Source organism: Peribacillus sp. NPDC096622 (assembly GCF_044762665.1).
GTDB lineage: Bacteria > Bacillota > Bacilli > Bacillales > DSM-1321 > Peribacillus > Peribacillus frigoritolerans_B.
This window is the reverse complement of sequence record NZ_JBIWES010000006.1, coordinates 111,134-135,371: the sequence shown is the minus strand read 5'-3', so window position 1 is coordinate 135,371 and position 24,238 is coordinate 111,134. Positions and strand designations below refer to the sequence as shown.

Sequence of the window (24,238 nt, the reverse complement as noted above, 5' to 3'; positions counted from 1 at the left end):
AGCAACCCCCTTTTAAATGGATTCGTGATAAGCTTTTTCTCCATGAAGTGTAAGATCAAGCCCCATTGACTCATCTTCTTCACTGACACGCAACGGCACGAAAAGGTTAATGACTTTAGCAACGATATAGGTGACAACGGCAACGAAGATATATGTCGCAATGATCGCTACAAGCTGCTTCCACAACAAGTTGAAATCACCATAGAATAAACCATTTGCACCGTTTTCGTTTACGGAAGTTGTCGCGAACAACCCTGTAGCGATGCCCCCCCATGTCCCACCGATTCCATGCAATCCGAAAGCATCAAGTGCATCATCGTAACCCAGTTTATTCTTCAGGAAGAATACGCCCCAGAAACATACGGCACCGCCGATGACCCCGATGATGATGGAAGAGGCAGGGGTTACGAATCCGCAAGCAGGCGTAATGGCCACCAATCCAGAAATGGCTCCGGATACCGCACCCAGCAATGTTGCCTTTTTATTAGCCATATACTCAACGATCAGCCAACCTATGATACCGGCAGCCGCTGCAACAGCTGTATTGACGAATACATTCATCGCCACTTCATTGATTGTCAGTGCGCTTCCGACGTTGAATCCGTACCAACCGAACCAAATTAATGATCCGCCAAGGAATGTTAAAGGAAGATTATGCGGTGCACTGTCCCCTGACTCTTTCCTTTTACCTAACATGATCGCTAAAACCAGACCTGCAACCCCTGAAGAAATATGAACAACGTTGCCACCTGCAAAGTCAAGTGTACCCAGTTCCGCTAACCAGCCGCCTCCCCATACCCAGTGTGCAACGGGAGCGTATACGAATAAAGACCAAAGGATCGTAAAAATCAGGAATGCTGAAAACTTCATCCGCTCGGCAATACCACCTGCAATGATCGAGACAGTTAAAACGGCAAAAGTCATTTGAAATAACATGAACAAACTATGAGGAATTGTTTCGCTGTATGGTCCAGGTGCAAAGCCTACATCCTTTAAGCCAACCCAATCAAGACCGCCCAGAAGTGTATTACCAGGTGAAAATGATAATGAATACCCAATCAACACCCAAAGAATCGAAATGACAGCCAAAGGCATATAACTATGCATTGCCGTATTCAGGACATTTTTACTTTTTACCATCCCTCCATAGAATAGGGCAATCCCTGGTGTCATTAACCAAACCATCATCGTTGCCAAAAACATGAATACCGAATCTGTCATTTGCATACTGTTTTTTCCCCCTTGTTTTGTATATGTTATGTTTATTTACATTATTATGTTATATTTTTTATCATATACTTAATTTTCTAATTATTCAACTTAATTTTTGAATTTTTCAAAAAAATGTTAGATTATATAACATCAATATGAATAAAGGACCAGGAAATGTGTTTTTTTTGGTTTTATATTTACTTTTCCACATTTCCACTACTCCACGGCTGTTACATTTCACCCTCCACTTATGTCCCACTTCGAAAAAACCACGAAAAAAAGGCCCCCCTATTGAGGACCCTTCAATAAATATTTTTTAACAGCAACGGGACACTTTCCCGCCCTTTGCGTTATACCGTTCATCCTGAGCTTCGCAGAAAAATTCTTTCCTGGTTTTCACAGGATCTTCAGGATGATGCATTCTCATATGTGCCACATACGTATCATAACTTGGCACACCGACGAGCAAACTGACGAATTGCTTTCTGTAGCTGAGAATTTTAATTATTCTTTTCAACATTGCCTTCCCTCCCTTATGGACGACCTGGATACATAAGGTGTTTCATGTAAATCTATTTTCTGGTTCTTCAAGACTTTTATCCATAACCTTATGGCAGAAATCAGGACCGTGATCACCACGATCATGAAGATGGCACATAGGGCAGCATCCACATAATCATTGACGATAACCCGCTTCATCTCGGCCAGGTTAGCTGCCGGAGCAAGAACTTCCCCACTGTCATAGGCTGCTTTAAACTTATCTTTATGTGCTAAAAAGCCAATCGCCGGGTTTTCATGGAACAGCTTTTGCCACCCTGCCGTCATGGTCACTATCAACAAGAATGTAGTGGGCACAAGGGTGACCCATGTGTACGCTTTTTTACCCATTTTGAAAAGGACCGTCGTCCCAAGCAGCAACGCAATGGCGGAAAGCATCTGATTCGCAATTCCAAACAATGGCCAAAGGGTATTGATTCCTCCAAGAGGATCAATGACACCTTGATAAAGGAAGTACCCCCAACCGATGACACAAATGGCAGTCGCAATTATATTAGGTAGCCATTTATTCGTTTCGGCAAATGGTTTGTAAAAGGTGCCGATGATATCCTGTATCATAAAACGCCCTACCCTGGTTCCCGCATCAATGGTGGTCAATATGAACAATGCCTCGAACAGGATCGCGAAATGATACCAGAACGCCATCAGGGACGCTCCGCCAATCACTTGCGAGAAGATATGGGCCATGCCGATAGCAAAGGTTGGAGCTCCTCCAGTACGGGATATAATGGTCTCTTCCCCAACATCGTCTGCAAGGCCGGTAATCATATCAGGTGTCAAAAGGAAACCCCAATCTGATATCGTAGCGGCCACTTGCGCAGGTTCCGTTCCCACAACGGCCCCCGGGCTGTTAATGGCAAAATAGATACCTGGCGTCAATACACAGGCTGCTATCATCGCCATGATGGCTACAAAGGATTCAGTCAACATCGCCCCGTATCCGATTGGACGTGAATGAGATTCTCGTTCAATCATTTTAGGGGTTGTACCTGATGAAACGAGTGCATGGAATCCCGATACCGCTCCACAAGCGATCGTAATGAATAGGAACGGGAATAAATTTCCGGAAAATACAGGTCCTGTTCCATCGATGAATTGAGTGACGGCAGGCATTTCAAGGCTCGGCATGACAATAAAGATGCCAAGTGCAAGTCCGATGATCGTCCCGATTTTCAAGAATGTGCTTAAGTAATCACGCGGTGCCAATAACATCCATACAGGCAATACGGAGGCAACGAAACCATATACGATCAACATGATGGCAATCGTTTCCCCGCTGAAAGTGAACATTGGCGCCCATGTTTCGCTCTCGGCTACAAAGCGGCCGAAATATAAAGCGAGCATTAAAAGTATGATTCCGATAATCGATCCTTCACCAACCCGGCCCGGTCTTATATAACGCATGTAAATGCCCATAAGGACTGCAATCGGTATGGTCGAAGCAATCGTGAACATCCCCCACGGACTGCCCACCAGCGCTTTTACGACAACCAGGGCAAGTACCGCTAATAAAATGATCATGATACCGAGGATACCGATCATCGCTATCAAGCCAGTAACCGGTCCAATCTCCTCTTTGATCATCTCACCTAAAGATTTGCCGTTACGGCGCATCGAACCGAAGAGAATGATGAAATCCTGTACGGCACCAGCCAATACAACTCCGACTACAAGCCATAGTGTCCCTGGCAAATATCCCATCTGCGCTGCAAGGATGGGGCCTACGAGAGGTCCAGCTCCGGCAATTGCTGCAAAATGGTGGCCAAACAACACCCATTTGTTTGTAGGTACATAATCTTTCCCATCATTGTTCGCTTCCGATGGAGTCTGGCGATTGTCATCTAGCTCAAACACTTTCCGTGCAATGAATTTACTATAAAAGCGGTATGCAATTGAATAAACACAGAGTGCTGCAGTAACAATCCACATGGCATTGATGCTTTCCCCCCGGTTTAGCGCGACGAAACCAAAACTAACCGCACCCAATGCAGATATGATCCCCCAAAGAATAACCGACTTAAGCGCTTTCATTTTTTTCCATCTCCTCTCTATTGATCTAGTGTGCAACTATAAAAAACCTTCATTTATAAGGGGCCTGGGCTGTATTACTCCCCACGCCCATTAAATTTAAAGAATTTTATATATATTCTGAATTATATGTTACCATTAGGTTTATTAGCAATAGCAATTTGGTCAATTTGTAAAGTATTTCCCATTATTTTGTCGATAATTACCTCTTTTCCCACCATGATGGAATTGGTGATTTCACGTTTTATAAAAACCTTATTGTGTGAAAAATCCAGGATTAAATGAACGGCAATCCAAGTTTAAGATCCTTATTTTAGGACCAACAAAAAAATGTGCGCCTAGTGGCACACATTTTTTTCTTCATCCTATCTGATTTTCCCTTAATGAACCGCGATTTAGATCGTAATAAAAACCCTTCTGCCGCAACAATTCATCATGGGATCCCCTTTCAATGATCCTTCCTTCATCAAGTACGAGGATTTGATCACTCTGCTGAATTGTATTCAATCTGTGGGCAATGACAAAACTTGTCCTGCCCTCCATCAAGCGGTGTAATGCTTCCTGGATTTTAAGCTCGGTAATCGTATCTATGCTACTTGTCGCTTCATCCAAAATCAATAAAACGGGATCGGCCAAAATAGCCCTGGCAATCGATAACAGCTGGCGCTGCCCCTGACTTATCCCACTGCCATCTTGATTCAAGATGGTATCATATCGATCTGGCAATTTCATGATAAAGGAATGGGCATTGGCAAGCTTGGCTGCATTCACCACTTCTTCATCTCCAGCCTCCAGCCGGCCGTAGCGGATATTTTCACGAATCGTACCTTGAAACAAGAAGGAATCCTGTAAAACGAAACCCATATGCTTACGGAGACTGGACCTTGTCACCTGTTTGATATCCTGGCCATCAATCAATATCCGGCCGCTATTCGGCTCGTAAAAACGGGCAAGAAGATTAATGATCGTGGTCTTACCTGCCCCCGTGGGACCTACAAGCGCGATGGTCTCTCCCTTTTTAGCATGGAAACTAACATCATATATCGTTTGCTCTTCATCATTATACGAAAAGGACACACCCTCAAAGCCCACGTCACCGCTGACATCACGAAGTTCAGCAGCCTGTTTCTCATCCAATTCCTCTTCTTTTTCATCAAGTATGGAAAAAACCCGCTCAGCACCGGCAACAGCTGAGAGCAGTGTATTGAATTGGTTAGCCAGGTCATTGAGCGGACGGGTGAATTGCCTTGAATACTCGGTAAAGATGACAATGACCCCGATGGAAACCGTACCTATGCCACTCAGCGCCAAAAATCCGCCGACAGCTGCTATTACCGTGAAACTTAGGTTGTTCAGTAAATTCATCAGTTTTGGAATCAGCCCTGAGTATGATTGTGATAGAAAGCCGGCTTTCTTCAAGTTTTCACTCCGGATGATAAAATCACGGATCACTTTATCTTCCTGTGAAAAAGCCTTTACGATCCGTTGTCCGGAAATCGTTTCTTCTATAAACCCATTCAGTTCTCCCAGGTTCTTCTGCTGTTGTTTAAACAGCTTTCCCGTCCTGTTCGTTATCCACCTCAGACCGAAGAACATGAGGGGAACGATGAATAAGGTTAAAACAGTTAATAAAGGGCTCAAATAAAGCATGACTCCGATCGTCCCGACCAGTGTCAGCACACTTGAAAAAATCTGGATGACGGAACTATTCAAAGTGGAACTGACATTTTCTATATCATTCGTGACCCTGCTCATCAATTCCCCATGCTGACGCCGGTCAAAAAAGGGAATGGACAATTGGTGAAGCTTTTTGAATAGTTGATTGCGCATCGCATAAACCGTATCCTGTGCGATTCCGATCATCCAATAATTCTGAAGCCACATGGATAGGGAATAAAATATATAGACTCCGAGAAGCCCTAAAAGAAGGCGGATCAGCCCCCCGCTATCTCTTGTGACAATATAATCATCAATGGCCACCCCAACAAGAAAGGGGCCAAGCAATCCCAAGACCGAGCTCATCAGTACCATGAAAAGGACGCAAAATAGCAGGCTTTTATTCGTTGCTAAGTAGGGAACGATCCTTTTTATCGTTTTCCAGGAGTTGACCGGTTTAGACTTTGCCTTATCGGGAGATATTCTTCGACTCAAGCGAAATCCCCTCCTCCCCAGACTGTGAGTGAACGATTTTTCGATAAAGATCGCTTGTTTGCATCAAATCCTCATGTTTCCCCAGCGCAAGGACTTGACCGCTTTCCAGCAACAAGATTTTGTCAGCCTCCATGGCTGTACTGATTTTTTGGGTAATGATGAGCGTTGTGCATGTATAGTCCTTTAAAGCGGCAAGCAATTTACTTTCCGTCTTCAAATCCAGCGCACTTGTACTATCGTCCAGAAGGAGAATCTTCGGTTTGCGCACCAATGCTCTTGCGATCGATAAGCGCTGTTTTTGCCCTCCCGATAGATTCACTCCTTTTTGCCCTAACTGGGTTTCATACTGCTTCGGAAGTTTCATTACTGTCTCATGGACCTGAGCATGCATGGCCGCTGCCATGATTTCCTCCATCGAGGCACCTTCTTTTCCCCAAGCGACATTATTTTTTATGGTTCCTGAAAAAAGCAGGGCCTCTTGCGGGACATAGCCGATCCTATTCCGCAGCGAATTCAAGGGAATATCTTTCAGATCCTGGCCATCAATTTGAATGGAGCCGCTTTCAACTCCGTATAATCTCGGAATCAGCTGAAACAGTGATGTTTTCCCCGATCCTGTCGCTCCTATGATTGCAAGCGATTCTCCCGGATCGATGGAGAAGGTCAAGTTTTTCAATACCGGGGTTTCGGTTCCGGGATAGCGGAAAGATACATCCAGAAACTTGATGCCTCCCCCATTTACGTCCCCACTCTTGCTTTCCGCATTACCTTCATCAATATCTATCGGGGTTTCAAATATTTCCGTCACACGTTCCGCTGAAGCCTTTGCACGGGAAATGACCATGATCAGCCACGAAAAAACGGAAAGGGATGCGGCAATCCTCGTGGCATAGTTGACAATCGCCACAACTTCCCCTACCTGTATCTCTCCCGTTGTTATAAATTCACTTCCAAGCCAGAGAATGACCAGAATCGCCACATTCATGACAAGCATCAGCACAGGCATCGTCGTTTCAATTAAACGAAGGGAAGACACAGTCTTTCTTTTCAACTCTTCATTCGCATGGTCAAATCGGCCGATTTCATGCTCCTTACGAAGAAAAGCTTTGATCAGGCGCATGCCTATCAGGTTTTCCCTCATGACGCCATTGAGATTATCGAGTTTTTTCTGCACGAGCATAAACAGCTTAGCAGCGCGTTTCATAACCCATCCCAAGAAGAAAACAAGAACCGGTATTGAAATGACCAATACAAGGGATAATTTCAAATCGACCGTAATAGCCATTATCGCTCCGCCGATTACGATCAATGGTGCCCTTGCCATGATACGTAAGCCCATAAAAATCGTATTTTGAAGTTGGGTCACATCATTTGTCATCCTTGTGATCAATGAGGAAGTCGGGATATTATTCAAATTCGCAAAAGAAAACGCCTGTATTTTACCAAAAAGGCTCTTCCTGACATCATGTCCAAAGCTTTGACTTACATGTGATGCCGTAAATGAATTAACGATCCCGCCAAGAAATGAAAAAATGGAAAGTCCAACCATGACGCTTCCCCATTTAATCACTACCGATAAATCTTTCTGTAAAATGCCATCATCAATTATTTTTGCTATAAATAGAGGTTGTAACAGCTCTACCCCGAGCTCGACAATCATTAAGGATAAAGCAAGAATGATCAAAAGCCAGTACGGCTTAAGAAATGAGGACAATTTTTTCATCTATGACACCTTCGATTCTCCATATGTAGATAGCATCTTTTCATCCTCTCATTATACATTTTTATACAGATTTTTTAAAAGATTTTACCTGTTTTAAAGGGTTGGTAAATATCTTGAATTTTTTTTATAAATACCCTTGACAAATAACAGGAAATAAGCGAAAATTCTAATTGATAATGATTTTCAATTTCATTATCGATCTCTGAAATTTGATAAGCAATTACGATATTCTCTTATCGTACCCTTTTGATATTGTACATAGATACAATGTCGCCCCGGCTTCTCTGTGCCTAGTAAAATTATATGCTCATTAGCGAATGCAAGTCACTAGAATATTGCCCCCTCTTTATTCAAGTAATTTATTCACATTGGAAGCATATTAGGCAGCCGGGGATTATTTTTTTTCAACTATTAAACTTACATATATGATTTAAAGGAGCAGGATGGTCATGAAACTAGAAGGTATCATTAAAGAACGGCGCAGCATCAAACGATTTAAGGACATTCCTGTTCCTATCGATACCATCCAATCATTATTGGAAACTTCAACATGGGCACCGAACCATAAAATGACCCAACCATGGCGCTTCATCGTGGTGCATGGTGATAGCCGTTTAAAACTCGCAGAAGCAACCCGTGCATTCATGGAAGGCAAAGAGAAGGACCCTGAAAAGAAAAAAGCAGCCGGACAGCGAGGATATAATAAACTTATAGGTGTACCGATGTTTGTCGCAGTGATCATGGAAGAGCATCCGAATCCTATGACACGTGAAGAAGATTATGCGGCTACAAGTGCCTTGATCCAGAATTTCAGCCTGCTTGCCTGGGAACAGGGAATCGGGATGATATGGGAAACATACGGCATGATACACAGCATGGAGTTTCGTGAAGCTTTAGGCGTGAAACCAGGCGAGAAGATTGTCGGCAGCCTTCACGTTGGTTATCCCGATATGATCCCTGCCCCGCGTCCAAGGAACGCGATCGATCAACTCTTGACCATTATGGACTAAAATAAAAGGAAAGCCTCCAATCTTCCATTTGGAGGCTTTCCTTTTATATTTAACAATCATTAACGGGCAAATGTTGCATTCCACTTATCATAATCCATTAAAGATGATTATATAATAGCCGGCACCTTAATCTTCAAGTTGAATTCTTCACTTTTATAGGTGAAATCCAAATACCCTTGATGTTTTTTCACGATATCAGCGATGATTTTTGTACCCATCCCTTCATGCGGCCCTAATTTCGTGGTTTGACCGTGTTTTTCAAACAGTGCATCCAGAATGGGATTAGGTATGGGCAGACTGCTGTTACTGCATGATAACAGGTACATACCGCTCCGTTTATAAAAATGGAGCGTGATTTGGGCTATCTCCCCTTTTTCCTCCTGCCATGATGCAGCTGCTTCTATCGCATTTGCAAGGACATTCCCTATCAATGCCACAAGGTCATGATCCTTTAAAGGTAAAGATGAGAGGGGAACATCTAATTCAAATACAATTTGGGCTTGAGTTTCCTTTGCCCTCCTGTACATTTGATGAAGTATCCCGGCAACTACCCCTTTTTCACCTTTAATCGATAGATTCGTTTCTTCAAACTCAGCTATCAATCCATTCATATATTCCTTTGCCGCCGCCCCCTCATCCTGTTCGATCATAAATTGGAGTGCTGATACGTGCTTGAGGAAATCATGGCGCTCACTGCGGACCACCCTGAAGGTTTCATTGATCTGCATCCGTTCTTCTTCCATTTGCTTCTGTTGATTTTTCAGCCGGAGGAAACTTCTCCCCATATCGACCCTAACCATTTCTACTCCTACGAACAAAAGGCAAAGACCAATATACGCGATTGAAGGTTCTATCACTGCATAAAGTATCGCAACAATCAGCTGAATGCCTGATAGAATAGCAGTCACATAGATTCCCGGTGAAATTTGCTTATAGAGGCGAGAATCCTTTCGGTAAAGGAAAAAGGCAAGAAAGCAGAAGAATATCGCTGATATGCATAGCGGGAAAGGCAACGAAAATAATTTTGTTAATCCATAAACATTCCATGTCCCTAATAGGGCTGTAATGATCGGTAATGCATTCACGGTCTTCACACCTTAAAAGTATTGGGCTTGAAGGAAGTCCACTCTTTCCTTCGTGATCATAGCTTGCTCCTCGATGCCCTCAAAACTAACGAGGTAAGAATTTTTTGCGTATAAAGAAAAGTTTTTGACGAAATGTATGTTGATGATGAATGATCGGTGAGAACGGATGAAGTCTCTTTCCCGCAACTCGCCTTCCAATTCATTCAATGTTTGATAGGTTTTAATCGGACCGCCTTTCGTATGTATCGTAGTGGAACGGCCAGAACGTTCAATGAAGATAATATCTTTCTTTTGCAGAATATGAATATCATTTTTTTGCTTTAAAAACAATCTTCCCGCCACTTCCGCAGTTTTTGATTTTTCCAGAAAACGATCGATGGATTTGACAAGCCTATCCTTCGAGTAAGGCTTCATGATATAGTCATGCACATTCAACTCGAATGCATGGACCGCATACCCGCTGGTACCGGTCACGAAAATGACGGCAATGTTCAGTGCATGGGAATGGATGATGTCTGCCAATTCATAACCAGACAAATTGGGCATTTCAATGTCCGCAATAAGTAAGTCAATCGTTTCCTGTTTAATCTGCTCATAAGCATATTCAGCGGAATCCGTAGAAAAGACAAGCTCGATACCGGGTATTTGACTCACGATCCCATTCAGCTTGTCTAAATCGATCATCCGATCATCCACAAGTCCTACCTTCATTTTTAACTCTCCCCATTTAAAATTATCTTTATTTTACCATTCCAATATGGAAAAATGACCTTTTCACGACAATAAATGACATTTTCACGACAAAACTGCAGATTCCCGTCTCGTTTGTTTGTATGGTTAAAACTACCAAAAGAGATTACAGGAGGTTACGAAATGATTGAAATTCATGAAATCACTAAAACATTCCAAGATAAAAAATTATTCATAACTGCACTTAAACATGTTTCCCTTGATGTGAGGAAGGGCCAAATTGTCGGATTGCTTGGAGAAAACGGGGCTGGAAAAACAACCTTGCTTCGATCCATTGCCACACTCTTGACTCCAACTAATGGATATATCAATGTTGCCGGATTCGATACAATCGATAATCCGAATGAAATCAAGAAAAGGATCGGTGTCTTGTTCGGTGGAGAAACCGGTCTATATGATCGATTGACCACCCGCGAAAACCTTGCATACTTCGCCACACTTTACGGGCTAAGCAAGCACGAAACGAAAGTCCGGATCGAAGAACTCGCCGTCATGTTCGGGATGAAAGATTATCTTGACCGGAAAGTTGGAGGATTCTCTAAAGGCATGAGGCAAAAAGTCGCCATTTCACGAACATTGATTCATGATCCTGATATCATACTTTTCGACGAGCCGACGACAGGGCTCGATATCACATCATCCAATGTTTTCCGACAGCTGGTCCTGGAACTGAAGCAGCAGGGAAAAACGATCATTTTTTCAAGTCATATCATGGAGGAGGTAACATTGCTTTGTGACTCCGTAGCAATGATGCATAAAGGGGAACTGATTTATAAAGGTAAGCTGGAATCGCTTTATACAGAAGAAAACAGCCGTGATCTAAATTATATTTTCATGTCCAAACTTGTAAGGGGGAACCAATCGTATGTTTCTTGATATGTATTTAAAAGAAATGAAGGAAGCACTTAGAGATCGCCGTACATTGATTTTGAGCGTCTTCCTTCCTATCCTATTATTGACAGGACTAACTCTATTTTATGAGAGCATGATGAACACGGATGAAAATGAAACATATACACTTGCAGTCGATCCATCATTCAGCAAAGATGCAAAAGGCTTACTTGATGGCTTAAACCAAATACAAGTCCAATCGTTTGATGACCCGATAAAAGCCGTTCAAGAAGGTGAAGCCGCCGCTGCGCTTCAAGTAAGCGAAGGATTTATGGAAAAGATAGAAAAGGGAAAACAAGTCACATTCAATCTCTCAGGGGACACATATAGCCAAGATAGCTCTTTCACCATTTCTCAGATCGAATCTGCTTTAACACTTTTTGAAAAGCAAGTAATCCAAGAACGACTGCAGAATATAAAGGCCGATTCCCAGCTGATCAGTCCGCTGCAAGTCAACATCAAGGAAGTTGGTCTCGACACCGATAATGGCGCCTCACTCAGCATTCTATCCATCTTTTTGCCGATGATCATCACGATGGCCATCAGCACCGGTGCCTATCCGCTTGCTTCTGACTTATTTGCCGGGGAAAAAGATCGTAAAACGATGGAAGCCCTTCTTATGACTCCGGTCAGCCGCGGGAAAATCCTTGTCGCAAAGTGGCTCACGATTTCATCGATCGGGGCGCTTGCCGGTATCATCTCCATCCTTGTGGTCACCTTGGAACTCATCTTTTTAACGGAAGAGCTAAGAAAAGGGTTTAATTTCGGTAACGATCTATGGCTGATCCTGCCGATCGCTTTATCGGTCACCGTGTTATTTTCGATGTTCATGGGTGCATTGCAAATGTCCGCAAGCATCATTTCGAAAACTGTAAAGGAATCACAAAACTATTTATCGCCCATTACCATGCTCGTCATTTTGCCGGCATTGTTCTTAGGAGGCACAGGTTTACATGAGTTAACAAACAAGCACTTCCTGCTGCCGATTTTCAACATCTTCGCACTCTTTAAAGAATTGATTTATGGTGTGATCGATATCCAGAATATCTTCCTTACAGCCAGCTCCCTCATCGTCTCGATCATCCTCTTCTTTGCTGTCTCAAGGATATTATTCTTAAAGGACAAATGGGTACTGAACTGAACCTGACGCGCTGAACCCTCGGCGCGTCTTTTATTCACTCCAATTTAACTCCATGAAAATCCACCGTTTCCCACAATCATGGAAAACACATGTTAATGGCGGGAAAATCCATAACCAAAAAACCTCCCTTTTCAAGGAGGCCCCTAAACGCTCATACTTAAAAGAACTCGTGATATAATGCCTGAATTGCCGTCTCTTCGTTGTGCCCTTTCACACCGAACATCATGCTTACCTCCGAAGAGCCTTGGTTGATCATCTCAATATTCACCTTTGCTTCGGCCAAGGCTTTTGACGCTCTTGCCGTTGTACCGACATTATGGCGCATTCCTTCCCCTACAACCATGATCAAGGCAAGATCATGCTCCACATTCACTTCATCGGCATGAAGCTCTTTCTTGATTCGGGAAATGATTTTCTTCTCGGCATCCCCTTTCATCTGGTCTTGCCTTAGAATAAGCGTCACATCATCGATGCCTGATGGAATATGCTCATATGAAACTCCATAATCTTCGAGGATGTGCAGCAGTTTCCGGCCAAAACCAACTTCCCGGTTCATCAAATATTTGCTAATGTAAATACTGCAAAATCCTTTATCACTTGCAATCCCAATAACCGGCCCGTTCGTATTATCCCGTGTATTCACAATGCGAGTCCCTTGTGCCGCCGGATTGTTCGTATTCTGGATATGGACAGGTATTCCCGCACGGAATGCAGGAATCAGCGCCTCATCATGAAATACCGAGAAACCTGCATAAGAAAGCTCACGCATCTCACGATAGGTTAGTTCCCGGATTCCCTTCGGATTGGAAACCACATTTGGATTCACCGCATAAACGGCATCCACGTCCGTAAAGTTCTCATACAAATCAGCTTTGACCCCATTCGCAAGAATCGAACCCGTAATATCGGAACCGCTTCTCGAGAAGGTTAACACATCACCATCTAACGTATATCCGAAGAACCCTGGGAATACAACGATTCCCGGCTCATCTCGCAGAGCATATAACCGATCATAAGACTCTGGCAGCACCTTGGTAAATCCACCTTCATCCGTTACGATCAAGCCGGCCTTCTTTGGATTTATATACTGTGCCTCTACTCCAAGGCTTTGGAAATAACCTGCGACCAGCTTCGCATTATTATCCTCGCCACTGGCCTTCAAGGCATCCACATAGCGCTTCGGGTTAGTTTGGTCTGCATGCAGCAGTGCCATTAAATTTTCATGAATCCCTGTGATGACACTCTCGGATATATCCAACTCTTCAGCAATGCTCGCATAGCGGGATACGACATCTTCTATCAAATGCTCACCGTTATCCCCGCGCAGCTGCTGTTCCGCAGCTTCAATCAATAAATCCGTCACCTTTATATCATCGGAATTGCGTTTTCCCGGAGCCGAAACGACCACAATCTTCCTCTCCGGATCAGAAACAACAATTTCGAATACCTTCCTCAACTGTTCACCTGACGCAAGTGAACTTCCACCAAACTTTGCAACTTTCATCTCGACATCCCCTATTTTCGTAAATATTCTGTCAAAATTAACTCTCCCTATTATTACGCTTTTTCTCGAAACAATCAAGTGAAAATTCCATTATAGGAGGACATTTGTCTTTTTAAAAAAGACAAAACAACAGAACCACTGATCGAGATTAGCTAAAAATTAAAAAAAGACAACGGGCATATGCCGATTGTCTCTCCCATTCTTTAGCGATTATCCACGGTTTCCGGGTATAAGTCATGATTCATCAAGCGGTAATTCGCCATTTCCTCATACTTCGTACCTGGTTTCCCATAATTCGTGTAAGGGTCGATGGAAATTCCGCCCCTAGGTGTAAACTTGCCCCAGACTTCAATATATTTAGGATCCATCAATTCGATTAAATCATTCATGATGATGTTCATGCAATCTTCATGGAAATCACCATGATTGCGGAAGCTGAATAAATAAAGTTTCAAAGACTTGCTTTCCACCATTTTCACACTGGGAATATAGCTGATGTAAATGGTAGCAAAGTCCGGCTGGCCCGTGATCGGACATAAGCTAGTGAATTCCGGGCAATTGAATTTGACGAAGTAATCCCGGTTCGGATGCTTGTTATCGAATGACTCAAGGATTTCAGGAGCATAATCGAATGTATATTTTGTTCCTTGATTCCCAAGCAGTGTAATATCTTTTTTTAATTCTTCTTCTTTTCTTCCAGACATGAAAAGTCCTCCTAATCCCACGTTTCAGGGAGATTCATAAAATGGGCCTCTATATAACAAAAACCATATCTCCTCAAAGATATGGTTGATTCGCGAAAAATATCAAAGCCATAGTTTTTTTAAGAGGGTGATGCTATGAACCTCTCCCGTTTATCGGGAAATATTTTAAAATTGTCATAGTTAATATAGAAAAAAAAATCTAATCTGTCAATCATACATTTTAAATTTGGTTTGATTCCTGAAGGCATTCAGCTTAAAATGTAGAAGAAGTTTATCCTACATGAAGGAAGAGATTAAGTCAATGTGGATTTTTGCAGCACTCATCACGAGTTTATGTTTCGGAATCAATAACAGCATTTTTAAATGGAGCAGCGGAAAAGGCTATTCCAAGATACATATCCAATTTTTCTTTTATTTTTCAGCTTTTATTTTGTCCATTTTTTATGGAGTATTCACGGAAGGTTTGCAGCTGAACTGGCTATCCATCATGCTTGGGGCAGCTATTGGGGTACTGAACGCTAATGGTAACATCCAGATGGCAAGCGCCTTTGAAAAAGGGCCGGCAAGCTTGACATCTCCATTAATCGCAGCGAATGCAATATTCCCCATTCTCTGTGCAGCTTTAATTTTCCACGAACATATTTCTTCCTTGCAGTGGAGTGGAATCGTCTGCATGTTTATCGCTACATTAGTCATCCAATATACACCTAACGCAAAAGGTAATCATCAATATGTCCCTTGGATGATGCACACATTACTCTCCATCTTATCTTTTGGTGTGCTCGGCATTCTTATGACGACATCAACACGTCTTCATTTAAACTCCCTTGATATCCTTGTATCAATGTATGGAGGCGGAATGCTTTATCTTCTTTCGGCTCTAGCCTTTAAAAAAGAAAAAATAAAGCTAACGGAAGTCAAAATCGGTTCCTTAGTAGGGTTTTTAAGCATGATAGGCTATGGATGTTATTTCTTTGCGTTGAACACCGGGATCGCAAGCATCATTTTCCCTGTCGTCAGCCTGAACTGTTTGGTTGTCGTATTCGCTGGATGTTATATATTCAAGGAAAAACTAAAAACCTATCAAATTGCCGGTGTCCTTGCAGCATTAATCGGTATTATTTTAACTAAAATATGAATATAGTTCGTTTAATAAAACAACCTGGCTGTCAGTATACAAGCCAGGTCGTTTTTTGTTTAACCGGAAAATAGGGTAGGTCAAAAAAAAAGTGTTGACACCTCCCTGAAAATATCAGATAATTTTGAATATTAATTCTTTCAAATTTTACTGCTTTTGAAATGTTTGATTATCCTTCTGCCATGGGTATAAAAGAAATAGGTACAACCCCTCATTTAATTCTGAATTAGGAAAGGAAAGATGCATAATGGTAAAAGTTACAGTAACAGTTGATTTCCAAGGAAAATCTTATCAAACTAACGTCCTTACTAAACCGGGTACTGATCATGAAGTAATTTTACAACAAGCCCTTCATCAAGTTGAAAAACAATGGAAAGCATAAAAAAGCAGGCATCGTAATAGATACCTGCTTTTTTATTACCTTAAATACTATCCAAAATACTTTTCATATGCACTATTAAAGACCCTCTTGCAGCAATTCCCTCCTACTTAAAAAACATTTTTAATTGTTTTTTTCAAAAGACACTAAAATTAAGATGTCAGTTTGTATACTAGAATTTTTATAATGAAAAAAATATCTAATTGAAATGGGATTATATATTAAAAGACTTATAAAAAAAGACGGTCTTTTTATGGACCGTCTTTTTAATGTTCTTTTAAACTAAATTTCTTATTAATGGCATGGTACGTTCTTGGAGGCTATCGGAAAACAGACTATAAGAAATGACCTTCTTCTTGTACAGTTTAACTACATCCACGCGATCGTTGTAAATAAAAATTAATAACCTAACATCCTTTTTGCCTCTTTTAGTATCAATGACTAATGGAGTCCCACTGTTCTCTGGATGTAAAAACAATTGCTCGTTCCCTGGGAATATATGATTTTTCTTCAAAAATCTAGCGTTATTAAAATAATTAATAACTTGAATTTTTTCTTCACCTTCCAAATGTTTCCCGTCAAAGGTTACGATTGCATTCCCATCAATAATTTCTGAGTGTATTTTAAATTTGCTGATAATCCAATTAACTGCATCTGTTGGAAGACAGGAAACCAATATTTTTAACAAACTTAAGATAATTGTCAAAATCAAAACCGGCAATGTCAATTCATCATCTCCGCTACATTTATAAATTAATTCTTACATGGCTCATTATATCAAAAGGGCTGACAGTTTTTCTTAGAAGATGTGTCCGTTCTATTAACGTTTAGACTTTAGTAGAACATTGCACTTAAATGCACGGGCACGCTTCTAAAGTGAGAATTTCCCGATTATAAATATAATTTCATGAAATGGTTATACTAAACAATATGATTTCAGCCACAACCTACTTAACAAACTTCCATGAATGAAATGGATAGACAAGTATAAGAATTAAAATACAAAAAAACTGGGCGTCATCAAGACGCCCAGCTTTTCCGGAATCGATTATTGATATCCCCAAATCATTGTTAGCATTGTACCGAAAATTGTAACCAATGCAACGAACAATCCGTAATAAACGTTTGTATAAATCGATGCTTTATCTTCAGACTCACCTGCGTGCATGAACATAACTAATTGAAGTGCAGCTTGCATGAAAGCTGTAACAAGAAGGATGATCATAGCCATTTTCAGTGAGAGATCAAACATAATAACTGATAGTGCGACCAAAGTCAGGACTAGTGAAAAGGCAAATCCCATAACTTGGCCCCGTGGGAATAATTCTTTCATATTACATCATTCCTTTCAGGTAGACGAAACTGAAGATGAAGATCCAGACAACGTCTAAGAAATGCCAGTAAAGTGAAAAGATGAAAGCCTTGTTTGTTGTTTCTGGAGTCATACCGCGCTTTTTGATCTGCATGATGATGAAGGTTCCCCAGAATAAACCAAGTGTAACGTGAGCTCCATGCGTACCTAGTAATGTAAACAAACTAGATAAGAAAGCACTTGTTTGAATGGTTGCCCCTTCATGTACATACTCCACGAATTCATAAATTTCGACTCCCAAGAAGCCTAAACCAAGAATAAGGGTGATGATGAAGAAACCAATCGTTGCTTTCTGCCTTCCAAGTCTCATTGCATTGATTCCAAGACCAATGGTAAAACTACTGGTTAAAAGAAAGATTGTTTGAAACATCAGGGTTGGGAGTTTAAAAAGATGTTCCCCTGTTGGACCATTTCCAGTTCCATCAACTAATACAAAGTAAGTTGCGAACAGTGTAGCGAAAAGAGCTATTTCTGCTCCTAGGAAAATCCAGAATCCAAAAATCTTTAAGCGATTTTCTTCCGTGCTATATTCTAGTGGCAGCGAGTTATCTATTTTCATTACTTAGCACCTCGCAATTTATTTTCAGTTTCTTCGATCTCTTCAACAGAGATATAACGTCCGTGATCTTTTTCGAATGAACGGTGAATCATACAAGCAAAGATACCGATCGTTGCAATGATTGCAATGATCCACATGCTGAATACCATCGCAAAGCCCCAAACGAAGAAGATACAGCTCATGATAAACGGCACACCACTGTTATTTGGCATATGGATCTTTTCTACTTTACCGCCAAATAATTTAAAGCCTTTTTTCTTTGCATCCCAGAATGCTTCTGTAGAATCAACTGTTGGCACAATTGCAAAGTTATATTCAGGGATTGGTGTATGTGTAGCCCACTCTAGGGAACGCGCATCCCATGGATCGTTTGAAATATTTCTTGACGCATAACGTGTGCTCCAATAGATATTGTACACAATAAGTGCAAAACCTATTGCCAAGCCAATCGCTCCAACGAAAGAGAGCATATTCAATGGACCATACCCTGTTGATTCAGAGTACGTATACATACGACGTGCCTGCCCATCTAAACCAGTGATGAACATCGGGAAGAATGTTACATTAAAGCCGATTGTAATGAACCAGAACGACCATTTCCCAATTTTTTCGCTCAACATGAAACCGAACATTTTTGGCCACCAGTACGTGAAACCAGCAAGTACGGCAAATACAGTACCAGGGATTAAAACGTAATGGAAGTGAGCTACTAAGAACATTGTATTATGGTATTGGTAGTCAGCACTTGCCATTGCAAGCATTACCCCTGTTACCCCACCGAGCGTGAAAATCGGAATGAAAGCTAAAGAGTATAGCATTGGAACGGTAAATACGATTTTACCTTTCCAAAGTGTGAACAACCAGTTGAAAATCTTAACACCAGTTGGGACGGCAATTGCCATCGTGGTAATCGAGAAGATACCATTAACCATTGCACCGTGACCCATTGTATAGAAATGGTGAGCCCATACAATGAAAGATAGAGTAGAAATAGCTACCATGGAGATAACCATCGAATTATACCCGTACAGGTTACGACGTGCAAATGTCGAAATGATTTCACTGTAAATACCGAAAGCTGGAAGAATTACTATATAAACTTCAGGATGTCCCCAAACCCAGAACAAGTTCGCCCAAAGCATATCGCTACCGCCATTGGCCATCGTAAAGAATTGAGTTCCGAATAGACGATCCATTGTCATCAACGCAAGTGCCACTGTCAATACAGGGAAAGCGAAAACGATGATGAAGTTTGTGATCAAAATAGACCATGTGAACATTGGCATTTTCATTAAGTTCATGCCAGGTGCTCTCATTTTCAAGATTGTTACGATAAAGTTGATACCAGTCAGTAATGTACCGATACCAGCTATTTGAATTGCAATCGCGTAATAGTTCGAACCTACTGATTCACTGAAATCGTTACTTGCCAGCGGGAAGTAAGATGTCCAACCTGCATCAGGAGAACCACCGACTACGAAAGAGATGTTAAATAGCATTGCCCCCATGAAGAATAACCAGAAGCTTACTGCGTTCAGACGTGGGAATGCTACGTCACGCGCTCCAATTTGCAATGGTGTAACAATGTTCATTAACCCAATGATGAATGGCATAGCCATGAATAGGATCATGACGACCCCGTGTGTTGTAAATACCTCATTATAATGCTGTCCATCCAAAAGACCGTTATCTGGAATAGCCGTTTGAGCACGCATCATAAGTGCATCGACGCCACCACGGAAGAGCATAAGCAGTGCTGCCAAGATGTACATGATACCAATACGTTTATGGTCAACCGTTGTTAACCACTCACGCCATAAGTAACCCCATTTTTTAAAATAGGTAATTCCGGCAACAACCGCGATCATGGTTAAACCAATGGCAACCATGGATGCATAAATCGCAGGACTTGGATGAGGTACGGCAAATCGATCAAAGTAATCCATACTTTTGTGACTCCTTTCAGGAAAATATTCCTTATCTTGTAAACCTAGTTGTTTTATCGAACGAAATTAATTCTTAGTGATCATGATTCATGTTGCTGTGTTCTGAATGTTCCTCGTGTGAATCCTTGGAATCATTTTCTTCAGTATCAGAAGATCCGTGGTCATGACCAGCATTTTCCCCTTCAGGAGCTGGCGAAAACTCTAAGTGAGTTCCAGTGTAAGTGGATTGTCCCACATGACCAGGTTTTAATAATTCATTGAATTTTTCCTCAGTAATCGGTTTAGCAGTAGCTTTAATTTCATCTACCCACTTATCGTAATCTTCTGGAGACAGTACATTAACGTTGAACGTTTGCTGAGCAAAACCTGAACCACTGAAGTTTGAATTTCGACCCATATACTCTCCTGGTACATCAGCTGCTAAGTGCAACGTATTAACCATGTCCGACATCGCGTATTTTTGTCCTCCAAGTTGCGGAATCCAGAAACTTGAGATTGGACCGAATGAGTAAAGTTTAAATTCAATTGGTCGGTTAGTTGGTAAAAACAGATAGTTGACTGTTTCGATATCTTCTTCCGGATAACTAAAATGCCACTTCCAGTTGGAAGATGAAGCGTAAATGATTAAAGGTTCTTGATCTCCGTATCCTTTAGGTGTTGCCTCAACTTCATTTGTAGTTTTAACAGTAACAACGGATAGGAAAGCGACGATTAAAATTGGGATCGCAACCCAAATTATTTCAAGAACTTTACTTCCTTCAATATGAGGCGGTTCATAATCATCACGTTGTTTGGAAGCACGATATTTCATTATCATGAAGATATACAGTACCATAACGACAAGGACGACAAAGGCCATTGTCCATATCGAAATCATAATAACATCTGCTTGTGTTGCAGCTACTGGCCCTTTAGGGTCCAAGACCATTAATGGGTTATCGCAACCGGTTAGCACAGTGGCAATAGTAAAAAGTATAGTTAATAGAGCCCATTTTATTTTCATAGTACTACCCCTTTCTTACATAATAAAATTCCAATTGGTAATTATTCGGACAAAGTGTTACCATGTTCACAAACCCCGACATACCAATATTAATCCCAAGTCAAAAAAAAGACAATACAAAGTGACATCTGTCACATAAAGTTCATTAAAGAGCAGTAAGAAGATGGTAAATGAACTGAAATGTTCGAAAATCTTCAGCAAATGAAATATAATAATTGTTTAATAACACACCTATGAAAATTCACTTATCAGTACATGATTGTATTTTTTACCGATCCACTATCCGTTTAATATTACTCTAATATAATGAAATAAAAATTTCACATTATATTCACCGTGTATATTGCCTCAACCCCCCTCAAGAATATGAATTATATTACCTATCCTGTCAAGTATGTATTTATCGTTGGAAAACATGATTTAAAACGGTTTTTTCATACTTGTCCATGGAAGTTGATAATTGGTAGCCGCATTGGAAACGATGTTGTATTCATGTTTTAATACTCTTATGATCCAACACTGGTCAAATATTATATATATATAAGGAAACACCGGGTGTGTAATTGGTTTCTTTTCCCTCGCAATACTTTTTGCCCTGTCAGTATTCTTAAACAGCCGTTGAAGGTCAAACTTGTTGCAACTAGTCTTGTTAATCAGTCAGTAGGACAGGATTGAAACCATTTAACAGAAAAGTACAACCCCGCCATTGGAGCCCAAAATCTTCCCTTTTGTATCTTCAAGTAAAAGTGCAATAAAAAAACCACAAAAAAAGGACTTTTTAAAAATGTCCTTTTCTCGTGGTTATCGAAATGTAAAGTTATTTCTGCATTTCGGGCAGTTTGGTTTGAATATCCAAGCACATCTTATGTATTCCGTTTAATACAAAGGGTTGCTTGAAATATTTTTTGATGCATAACGAGTGCCGTGTATTGTATTGAATTAAAATTTATCGATACAAATGATATGAAAGAGCATTCAATGGTTGGAATCAAATTGGCTCCCTGATAAACAAAACAGCTGGTTTTGTTCAAACATGTTGGTGAATCTGATGATAGTAAGCCAGTTTATTACGCTATATTCCTGGTTTTAGTTACTGAATTCCGTACTTCTTTTTGTATGAGTTTTAGTCTTTGATTTCATTTTTATGATTTTAGTCGTTTCCGGTTCAATTCTTTCACCTTTATGTGTATTCATTACCATTTCTTCTGTCAGGACAAAAAATATACCAACTAGAAAAATGGCAGCTGCGCTTAGTGTGATGGCGATTCCAACAACGGTAAATATATAATCCTTATTGTAATCGCTTACAAAAAAGCTTAAAGCAAAAATAATAATTCCGATTACACAACCTGTGCCCGATACCCATTTCACTGCATCTAACATCTTCTGATTAGCTTCCATAATTTCATCCCCTTTCTTTCTATTTTATGACATTTCACAAATTTGTCAAATCTTTTCTATTTTTTAACATATCCACGATGAAAACCTTGACAAATAGAAGGCGTAACCATTCACTTTTAGGTATTTAAGACTATATGAATAATTTGTAAAACAGTGCAAATACACTATCTATTTTTCCGATAGTAACCCTTTTGTATACTATTAAATAGGGGTTTGTACAATTTGAGCGTTGTTTTTCACTCCAGGCACTCGCTTTTCCCGCAGGACTCTCGTACCCTCCGTTACAATCAACTTTGAAATTTAGATAGAACCCCTTTTGTCCACAAACTTAGGCCCCTGATGAATAATCAGGGGCCTACCATTTTTCATGGTTTTTGTAAGGTTATCGTTACCGTTTTCTCTTCAGTACCTCGATATACTTTAATTTTTACTTTATCGCCGATTTTCTTATCAGTATATAAGTATTTCCTTAATGCCGCGGCAGTATTTATTTTCGTTCCATCAATCTCAACAATGATATCCTGTTGCTTAAGCCCTCCGTTCGCCGCAGCCGAGCCCGCTTCTATACTCGTCACCATTACGCCGGATTCTGCAGCTTCTGGAACATTTTGAATGTAATATTGCGGCAGTTCTTCTATACTGGCCAAACTTACTCCTAAATACGGGCGCGCGATCTTTCCATTTTCAATCAGTTCCGTAACAATCGGAATCACATCGTTACTTGGTATGGCAAACCCCAAGCCTTCCACACCGTTTTCGGAAATCTTCAGACTGTTTATGCCGATCACTTCCCCAGCGGTGTTGATCAATGCACCACCGCTATTGCCAGGGTTGATCGCTGCATCTGTTTGAAGGACATCAAGTGCCCACTCCCCGTCCGAGGTATCGACTGAAATGGTGCGTCCGGTCGCACTGACGATTCCTTGTGTAACCGATCGTGAAAAATCAAGTCCAAGTGGGTTGCCAATTGCCAATACTTCTTCACCTGGACGCATGCTATCAGAATTCCCGAATTTAATTCCTTCCGGTGCTTTCGAGGCATCAATTGTCAAAACCGCTAAATCCGTCAAAGCATCAGCCCCGACAACAGCTGCCGTTGCCTTTTGTCCATCATACAATGAAATTTCGACTTCCTTAGCTCCTTCAATAACATGATTGTTCGTGATGATATAGGCTTTTCCATCAGCTTTTTTATAAATGACCCCTGAGCCGGTTCCGCTCTCGACCGTTTCGCTCTCCGTGCTTTGCCGCTGGTACGGGTACTGGTTTTGCATCTCCTGTAAATTCACGACCCCTACAATCGATTTGGATGCTGATTCGACCATCTCTGCCCTATCATTTGAATCCGTACTTGTCGATAACTTTTCCGCCGTGACACTTTTATCCTTTTCAACACTGTCCGTTTGCTGTACACCTGCCGTTTCGGTTGACTCATTCACTGAACTTTTCCCTTGATCTATAAAGTCTCCGCCAAATAGAAATACAGACGATGTAACCATAGAAGCAACCGTTCCGGAAACAAGGCTAGCTAACCAAAGAGATTTACCCTTTTTCCGTTCTGCATTGACTCTGACTTGCTCCTCACCATTATAATTCTCCATCTTTATCCCTCCTATGATTGTCCTTTACTTGGCTCAATCATAAACAGGAAATATTAAAAAATTCTTAAGAAATAAAGAAATA

21 protein-coding genes and 1 riboswitch are annotated in these 24,238 nt (G+C 41.1%); of the genes, 5 read left to right on the top strand and 16 right to left on the bottom strand.

The window, feature by feature from the left end; translation table 11 throughout:
* Positions 1-12: 12 nt before the first annotated feature.
* The 5 genes from ACIQYG_RS13350 to ACIQYG_RS13330 all read right to left on the bottom strand — a co-directional run bounded on the left by ACIQYG_RS13350 (position 13) and on the right by ACIQYG_RS13330 (position 7,672).
* On the bottom strand, positions 13-1,227 hold the full coding sequence (locus ACIQYG_RS13350) for an ammonium transporter (RefSeq protein WP_402838698.1): 1,215 nt from the start codon (positions 1,225-1,227) through the stop codon (positions 13-15).
* Between the two features lie 301 nt (positions 1,228-1,528).
* Positions 1,529-1,732, bottom strand: a complete 204-nt coding sequence (locus tag ACIQYG_RS13345) for a YbdD/YjiX family protein (RefSeq protein ID WP_402838697.1) — start codon at positions 1,730-1,732, stop codon at positions 1,529-1,531.
* The gene (locus tag ACIQYG_RS13340; RefSeq protein WP_402838695.1) at positions 1,726-3,801 is read right to left on the bottom strand and encodes a carbon starvation CstA family protein; all 2,076 of its coding nucleotides are present in this window, start codon (positions 3,799-3,801) and stop codon (positions 1,726-1,728) included. Before ACIQYG_RS13340 ends, ACIQYG_RS13345 begins: the two co-directional genes overlap by 7 nt.
* A 357-nt stretch (positions 3,802-4,158) precedes the next feature.
* Positions 4,159-5,949 carry an ABC transporter ATP-binding protein gene (locus ACIQYG_RS13335; protein WP_402838693.1) on the bottom strand — a complete coding sequence of 597 codons (1,791 nt, stop codon included), beginning with the start codon at positions 5,947-5,949 and terminating at the stop codon, positions 4,159-4,161.
* Positions 5,924-7,672 carry an ABC transporter ATP-binding protein gene (locus tag ACIQYG_RS13330; RefSeq protein ID WP_402838691.1) on the bottom strand — a complete coding sequence of 583 codons (1,749 nt, stop codon included), beginning with the start codon at positions 7,670-7,672 and terminating at the stop codon, positions 5,924-5,926. Before ACIQYG_RS13330 ends, ACIQYG_RS13335 begins: the two co-directional genes overlap by 26 nt.
* Positions 7,673-8,121: 449 nt before the next feature.
* Here ACIQYG_RS13330 and ACIQYG_RS13325 point away from each other — a divergent pair, with 449 nt between their 5' ends.
* A complete protein-coding gene (locus ACIQYG_RS13325; protein WP_402838689.1) occupies positions 8,122-8,682 on the top strand; it encodes a nitroreductase family protein in 561 nt (186 codons plus the stop codon).
* Between the two features lie 107 nt (positions 8,683-8,789).
* Here the strand turns inward: ACIQYG_RS13325 and ACIQYG_RS13320 are convergent, their stop codons facing one another.
* Together ACIQYG_RS13320 and ACIQYG_RS13315 are read right to left on the bottom strand one after the other, a co-directional pair.
* Positions 8,790-9,767, bottom strand: a complete 978-nt coding sequence (locus ACIQYG_RS13320; RefSeq protein WP_402838687.1) for a sensor histidine kinase — start codon at positions 9,765-9,767, stop codon at positions 8,790-8,792.
* 12 nt (positions 9,768-9,779) lie between these two features.
* Positions 9,780-10,478, bottom strand: coding sequence for a LytR/AlgR family response regulator transcription factor (locus tag ACIQYG_RS13315; protein ID WP_402838685.1), 699 nt, complete (start codon positions 10,476-10,478; stop codon positions 9,780-9,782).
* Between the two features lie 162 nt (positions 10,479-10,640).
* On the opposite strand from ACIQYG_RS13315, the gene ACIQYG_RS13310 reads away from it, so the two are divergent.
* Both ACIQYG_RS13310 and ACIQYG_RS13305 read left to right on the top strand, forming a co-directional pair.
* A complete protein-coding gene (locus tag ACIQYG_RS13310) occupies positions 10,641-11,393 on the top strand; it encodes an ATP-binding cassette domain-containing protein (RefSeq protein WP_402838683.1) in 753 nt (250 codons plus the stop codon).
* A complete protein-coding gene (locus ACIQYG_RS13305; RefSeq protein ID WP_402838681.1) occupies positions 11,383-12,549 on the top strand; it encodes an ABC transporter permease in 1,167 nt (388 codons plus the stop codon). The genes ACIQYG_RS13310 and ACIQYG_RS13305 overlap by 11 nt, the downstream gene beginning before the upstream one ends.
* Before the next feature lie 157 nt (positions 12,550-12,706).
* Here ACIQYG_RS13305 and ACIQYG_RS13300 read toward each other — a convergent pair whose 3' ends face one another.
* Together ACIQYG_RS13300 and queF are read right to left on the bottom strand one after the other, a co-directional pair.
* Positions 12,707-14,053: an aspartate kinase gene (locus ACIQYG_RS13300; protein WP_402838679.1), complete on the bottom strand. Its 1,347-nt coding sequence runs from the start codon at positions 14,051-14,053 to the stop codon at positions 12,707-12,709.
* Positions 14,054-14,256: 203 nt separating this feature from the next.
* Positions 14,257-14,757 carry a preQ(1) synthase gene (queF, locus tag ACIQYG_RS13295; protein ID WP_034305880.1) on the bottom strand — a complete coding sequence of 167 codons (501 nt, stop codon included), beginning with the start codon at positions 14,755-14,757 and terminating at the stop codon, positions 14,257-14,259.
* A 104-nt stretch (positions 14,758-14,861) separates the two neighbouring features.
* Positions 14,862-14,907: riboswitch (PreQ1 riboswitch) on the bottom strand.
* A 130-nt stretch (positions 14,908-15,037) separates the two neighbouring features.
* Here queF and ACIQYG_RS13290 point away from each other — a divergent pair.
* Together ACIQYG_RS13290 and ACIQYG_RS13285 are read left to right on the top strand one after the other, a co-directional pair.
* Positions 15,038-15,895 carry a DMT family transporter gene (locus ACIQYG_RS13290; protein ID WP_402838677.1) on the top strand — a complete coding sequence of 286 codons (858 nt, stop codon included), beginning with the start codon at positions 15,038-15,040 and terminating at the stop codon, positions 15,893-15,895.
* Positions 15,896-16,142: 247 nt separating this feature from the next.
* Complete coding sequence (locus tag ACIQYG_RS13285) at positions 16,143-16,277, top strand: BA3454 family stress response protein (RefSeq protein ID WP_095390432.1); 135 nt, start codon at positions 16,143-16,145, stop codon at positions 16,275-16,277.
* A gap of 274 nt (positions 16,278-16,551) precedes the next feature.
* Here the strand turns inward: ACIQYG_RS13285 and ACIQYG_RS13280 are convergent, their stop codons facing one another.
* The 7 genes from ACIQYG_RS13280 to ACIQYG_RS13250 all read right to left on the bottom strand — a co-directional run bounded on the left by ACIQYG_RS13280 (position 16,552) and on the right by ACIQYG_RS13250 (position 24,156).
* Positions 16,552-17,001 carry a YfmQ family protein gene (locus ACIQYG_RS13280; protein WP_402838674.1) on the bottom strand — a complete coding sequence of 150 codons (450 nt, stop codon included), beginning with the start codon at positions 16,999-17,001 and terminating at the stop codon, positions 16,552-16,554.
* A gap of 321 nt (positions 17,002-17,322) precedes the next feature.
* Complete coding sequence (gene qoxD, locus ACIQYG_RS13275; protein WP_048684982.1) at positions 17,323-17,607, bottom strand: cytochrome aa3 quinol oxidase subunit IV; 285 nt, start codon at positions 17,605-17,607, stop codon at positions 17,323-17,325.
* A 1-nt stretch (position 17,608) separates the two neighbouring features.
* The gene (gene qoxC / locus ACIQYG_RS13270; RefSeq protein WP_048684979.1) at positions 17,609-18,205 is read right to left on the bottom strand and encodes a cytochrome aa3 quinol oxidase subunit III; all 597 of its coding nucleotides are present in this window, start codon (positions 18,203-18,205) and stop codon (positions 17,609-17,611) included.
* The gene (gene qoxB / locus ACIQYG_RS13265) at positions 18,205-20,151 is read right to left on the bottom strand and encodes a cytochrome aa3 quinol oxidase subunit I (RefSeq protein WP_402838671.1); all 1,947 of its coding nucleotides are present in this window, start codon (positions 20,149-20,151) and stop codon (positions 18,205-18,207) included. The genes qoxC and qoxB overlap by 1 nt, the downstream gene beginning before the upstream one ends.
* A 73-nt stretch (positions 20,152-20,224) precedes the next feature.
* Positions 20,225-21,154, bottom strand: coding sequence for a cytochrome aa3 quinol oxidase subunit II (gene qoxA, locus ACIQYG_RS13260; RefSeq protein WP_402838669.1), 930 nt, complete (start codon positions 21,152-21,154; stop codon positions 20,225-20,227).
* Positions 21,155-22,240: 1,086 nt separating this feature from the next.
* On the bottom strand, positions 22,241-22,555 hold the full coding sequence (locus tag ACIQYG_RS13255; protein ID WP_402838667.1) for a hypothetical protein: 315 nt from the start codon (positions 22,553-22,555) through the stop codon (positions 22,241-22,243).
* A 365-nt stretch (positions 22,556-22,920) separates the two neighbouring features.
* A complete protein-coding gene (locus tag ACIQYG_RS13250) occupies positions 22,921-24,156 on the bottom strand; it encodes a S1C family serine protease (RefSeq protein ID WP_402838665.1) in 1,236 nt (411 codons plus the stop codon).
* Between the last annotated feature and the right edge of the window lie 82 nt (positions 24,157-24,238).

Bases quoted from the DNA above. Each gene is read 5' to 3' on its own strand.
- ACIQYG_RS13350 (WP_402838698.1), bottom strand. From the start codon at position 1,227: ATGCAAATGACAGATTCGGTATTCATGTTTTTGGCAACGATGATGGTT.
- ACIQYG_RS13345 (WP_402838697.1), bottom strand. From the start codon at position 1,732: ATGTTGAAAAGAATAATTAAAATTCTCAGCTACAGAAAGCAATTCGTC.
- ACIQYG_RS13340 (WP_402838695.1), bottom strand. From the start codon at position 3,801: ATGAAAGCGCTTAAGTCGGTTATTCTTTGGGGGATCATATCTGCATTG.
- ACIQYG_RS13330 (WP_402838691.1), bottom strand. From the start codon at position 7,672: ATGAAAAAATTGTCCTCATTTCTTAAGCCGTACTGGCTTTTGATCATT.
- ACIQYG_RS13325 (WP_402838689.1), top strand. From the start codon at position 8,122: ATGAAACTAGAAGGTATCATTAAAGAACGGCGCAGCATCAAACGATTT.
- ACIQYG_RS13315 (WP_402838685.1), bottom strand. From the start codon at position 10,478: ATGAAGGTAGGACTTGTGGATGATCGGATGATCGATTTAGACAAGCTG.
- ACIQYG_RS13310 (WP_402838683.1), top strand. From the start codon at position 10,641: ATGATTGAAATTCATGAAATCACTAAAACATTCCAAGATAAAAAATTA.
- ACIQYG_RS13305 (WP_402838681.1), top strand. From the start codon at position 11,383: ATGTTTCTTGATATGTATTTAAAAGAAATGAAGGAAGCACTTAGAGAT.
- ACIQYG_RS13300 (WP_402838679.1), bottom strand. From the start codon at position 14,053: ATGAAAGTTGCAAAGTTTGGTGGAAGTTCACTTGCGTCAGGTGAACAG.
- queF (WP_034305880.1), bottom strand. From the start codon at position 14,757: ATGTCTGGAAGAAAAGAAGAAGAATTAAAAAAAGATATTACACTGCTT.
- ACIQYG_RS13290 (WP_402838677.1), top strand. From the start codon at position 15,038: ATGAAGGAAGAGATTAAGTCAATGTGGATTTTTGCAGCACTCATCACG.
- ACIQYG_RS13285 (WP_095390432.1), top strand. From the start codon at position 16,143: ATGGTAAAAGTTACAGTAACAGTTGATTTCCAAGGAAAATCTTATCAA.
- qoxD (WP_048684982.1), bottom strand. From the start codon at position 17,607: ATGAAAGAATTATTCCCACGGGGCCAAGTTATGGGATTTGCCTTTTCA.
- qoxC (WP_048684979.1), bottom strand. From the start codon at position 18,205: ATGAAAATAGATAACTCGCTGCCACTAGAATATAGCACGGAAGAAAAT.
- qoxB (WP_402838671.1), bottom strand. From the start codon at position 20,151: ATGGATTACTTTGATCGATTTGCCGTACCTCATCCAAGTCCTGCGATT.
- qoxA (WP_402838669.1), bottom strand. From the start codon at position 21,154: ATGAAAATAAAATGGGCTCTATTAACTATACTTTTTACTATTGCCACT.
- ACIQYG_RS13255 (WP_402838667.1), bottom strand. From the start codon at position 22,555: ATGGAAGCTAATCAGAAGATGTTAGATGCAGTGAAATGGGTATCGGGC.
- ACIQYG_RS13250 (WP_402838665.1), bottom strand. From the start codon at position 24,156: ATGGAGAATTATAATGGTGAGGAGCAAGTCAGAGTCAATGCAGAACGG.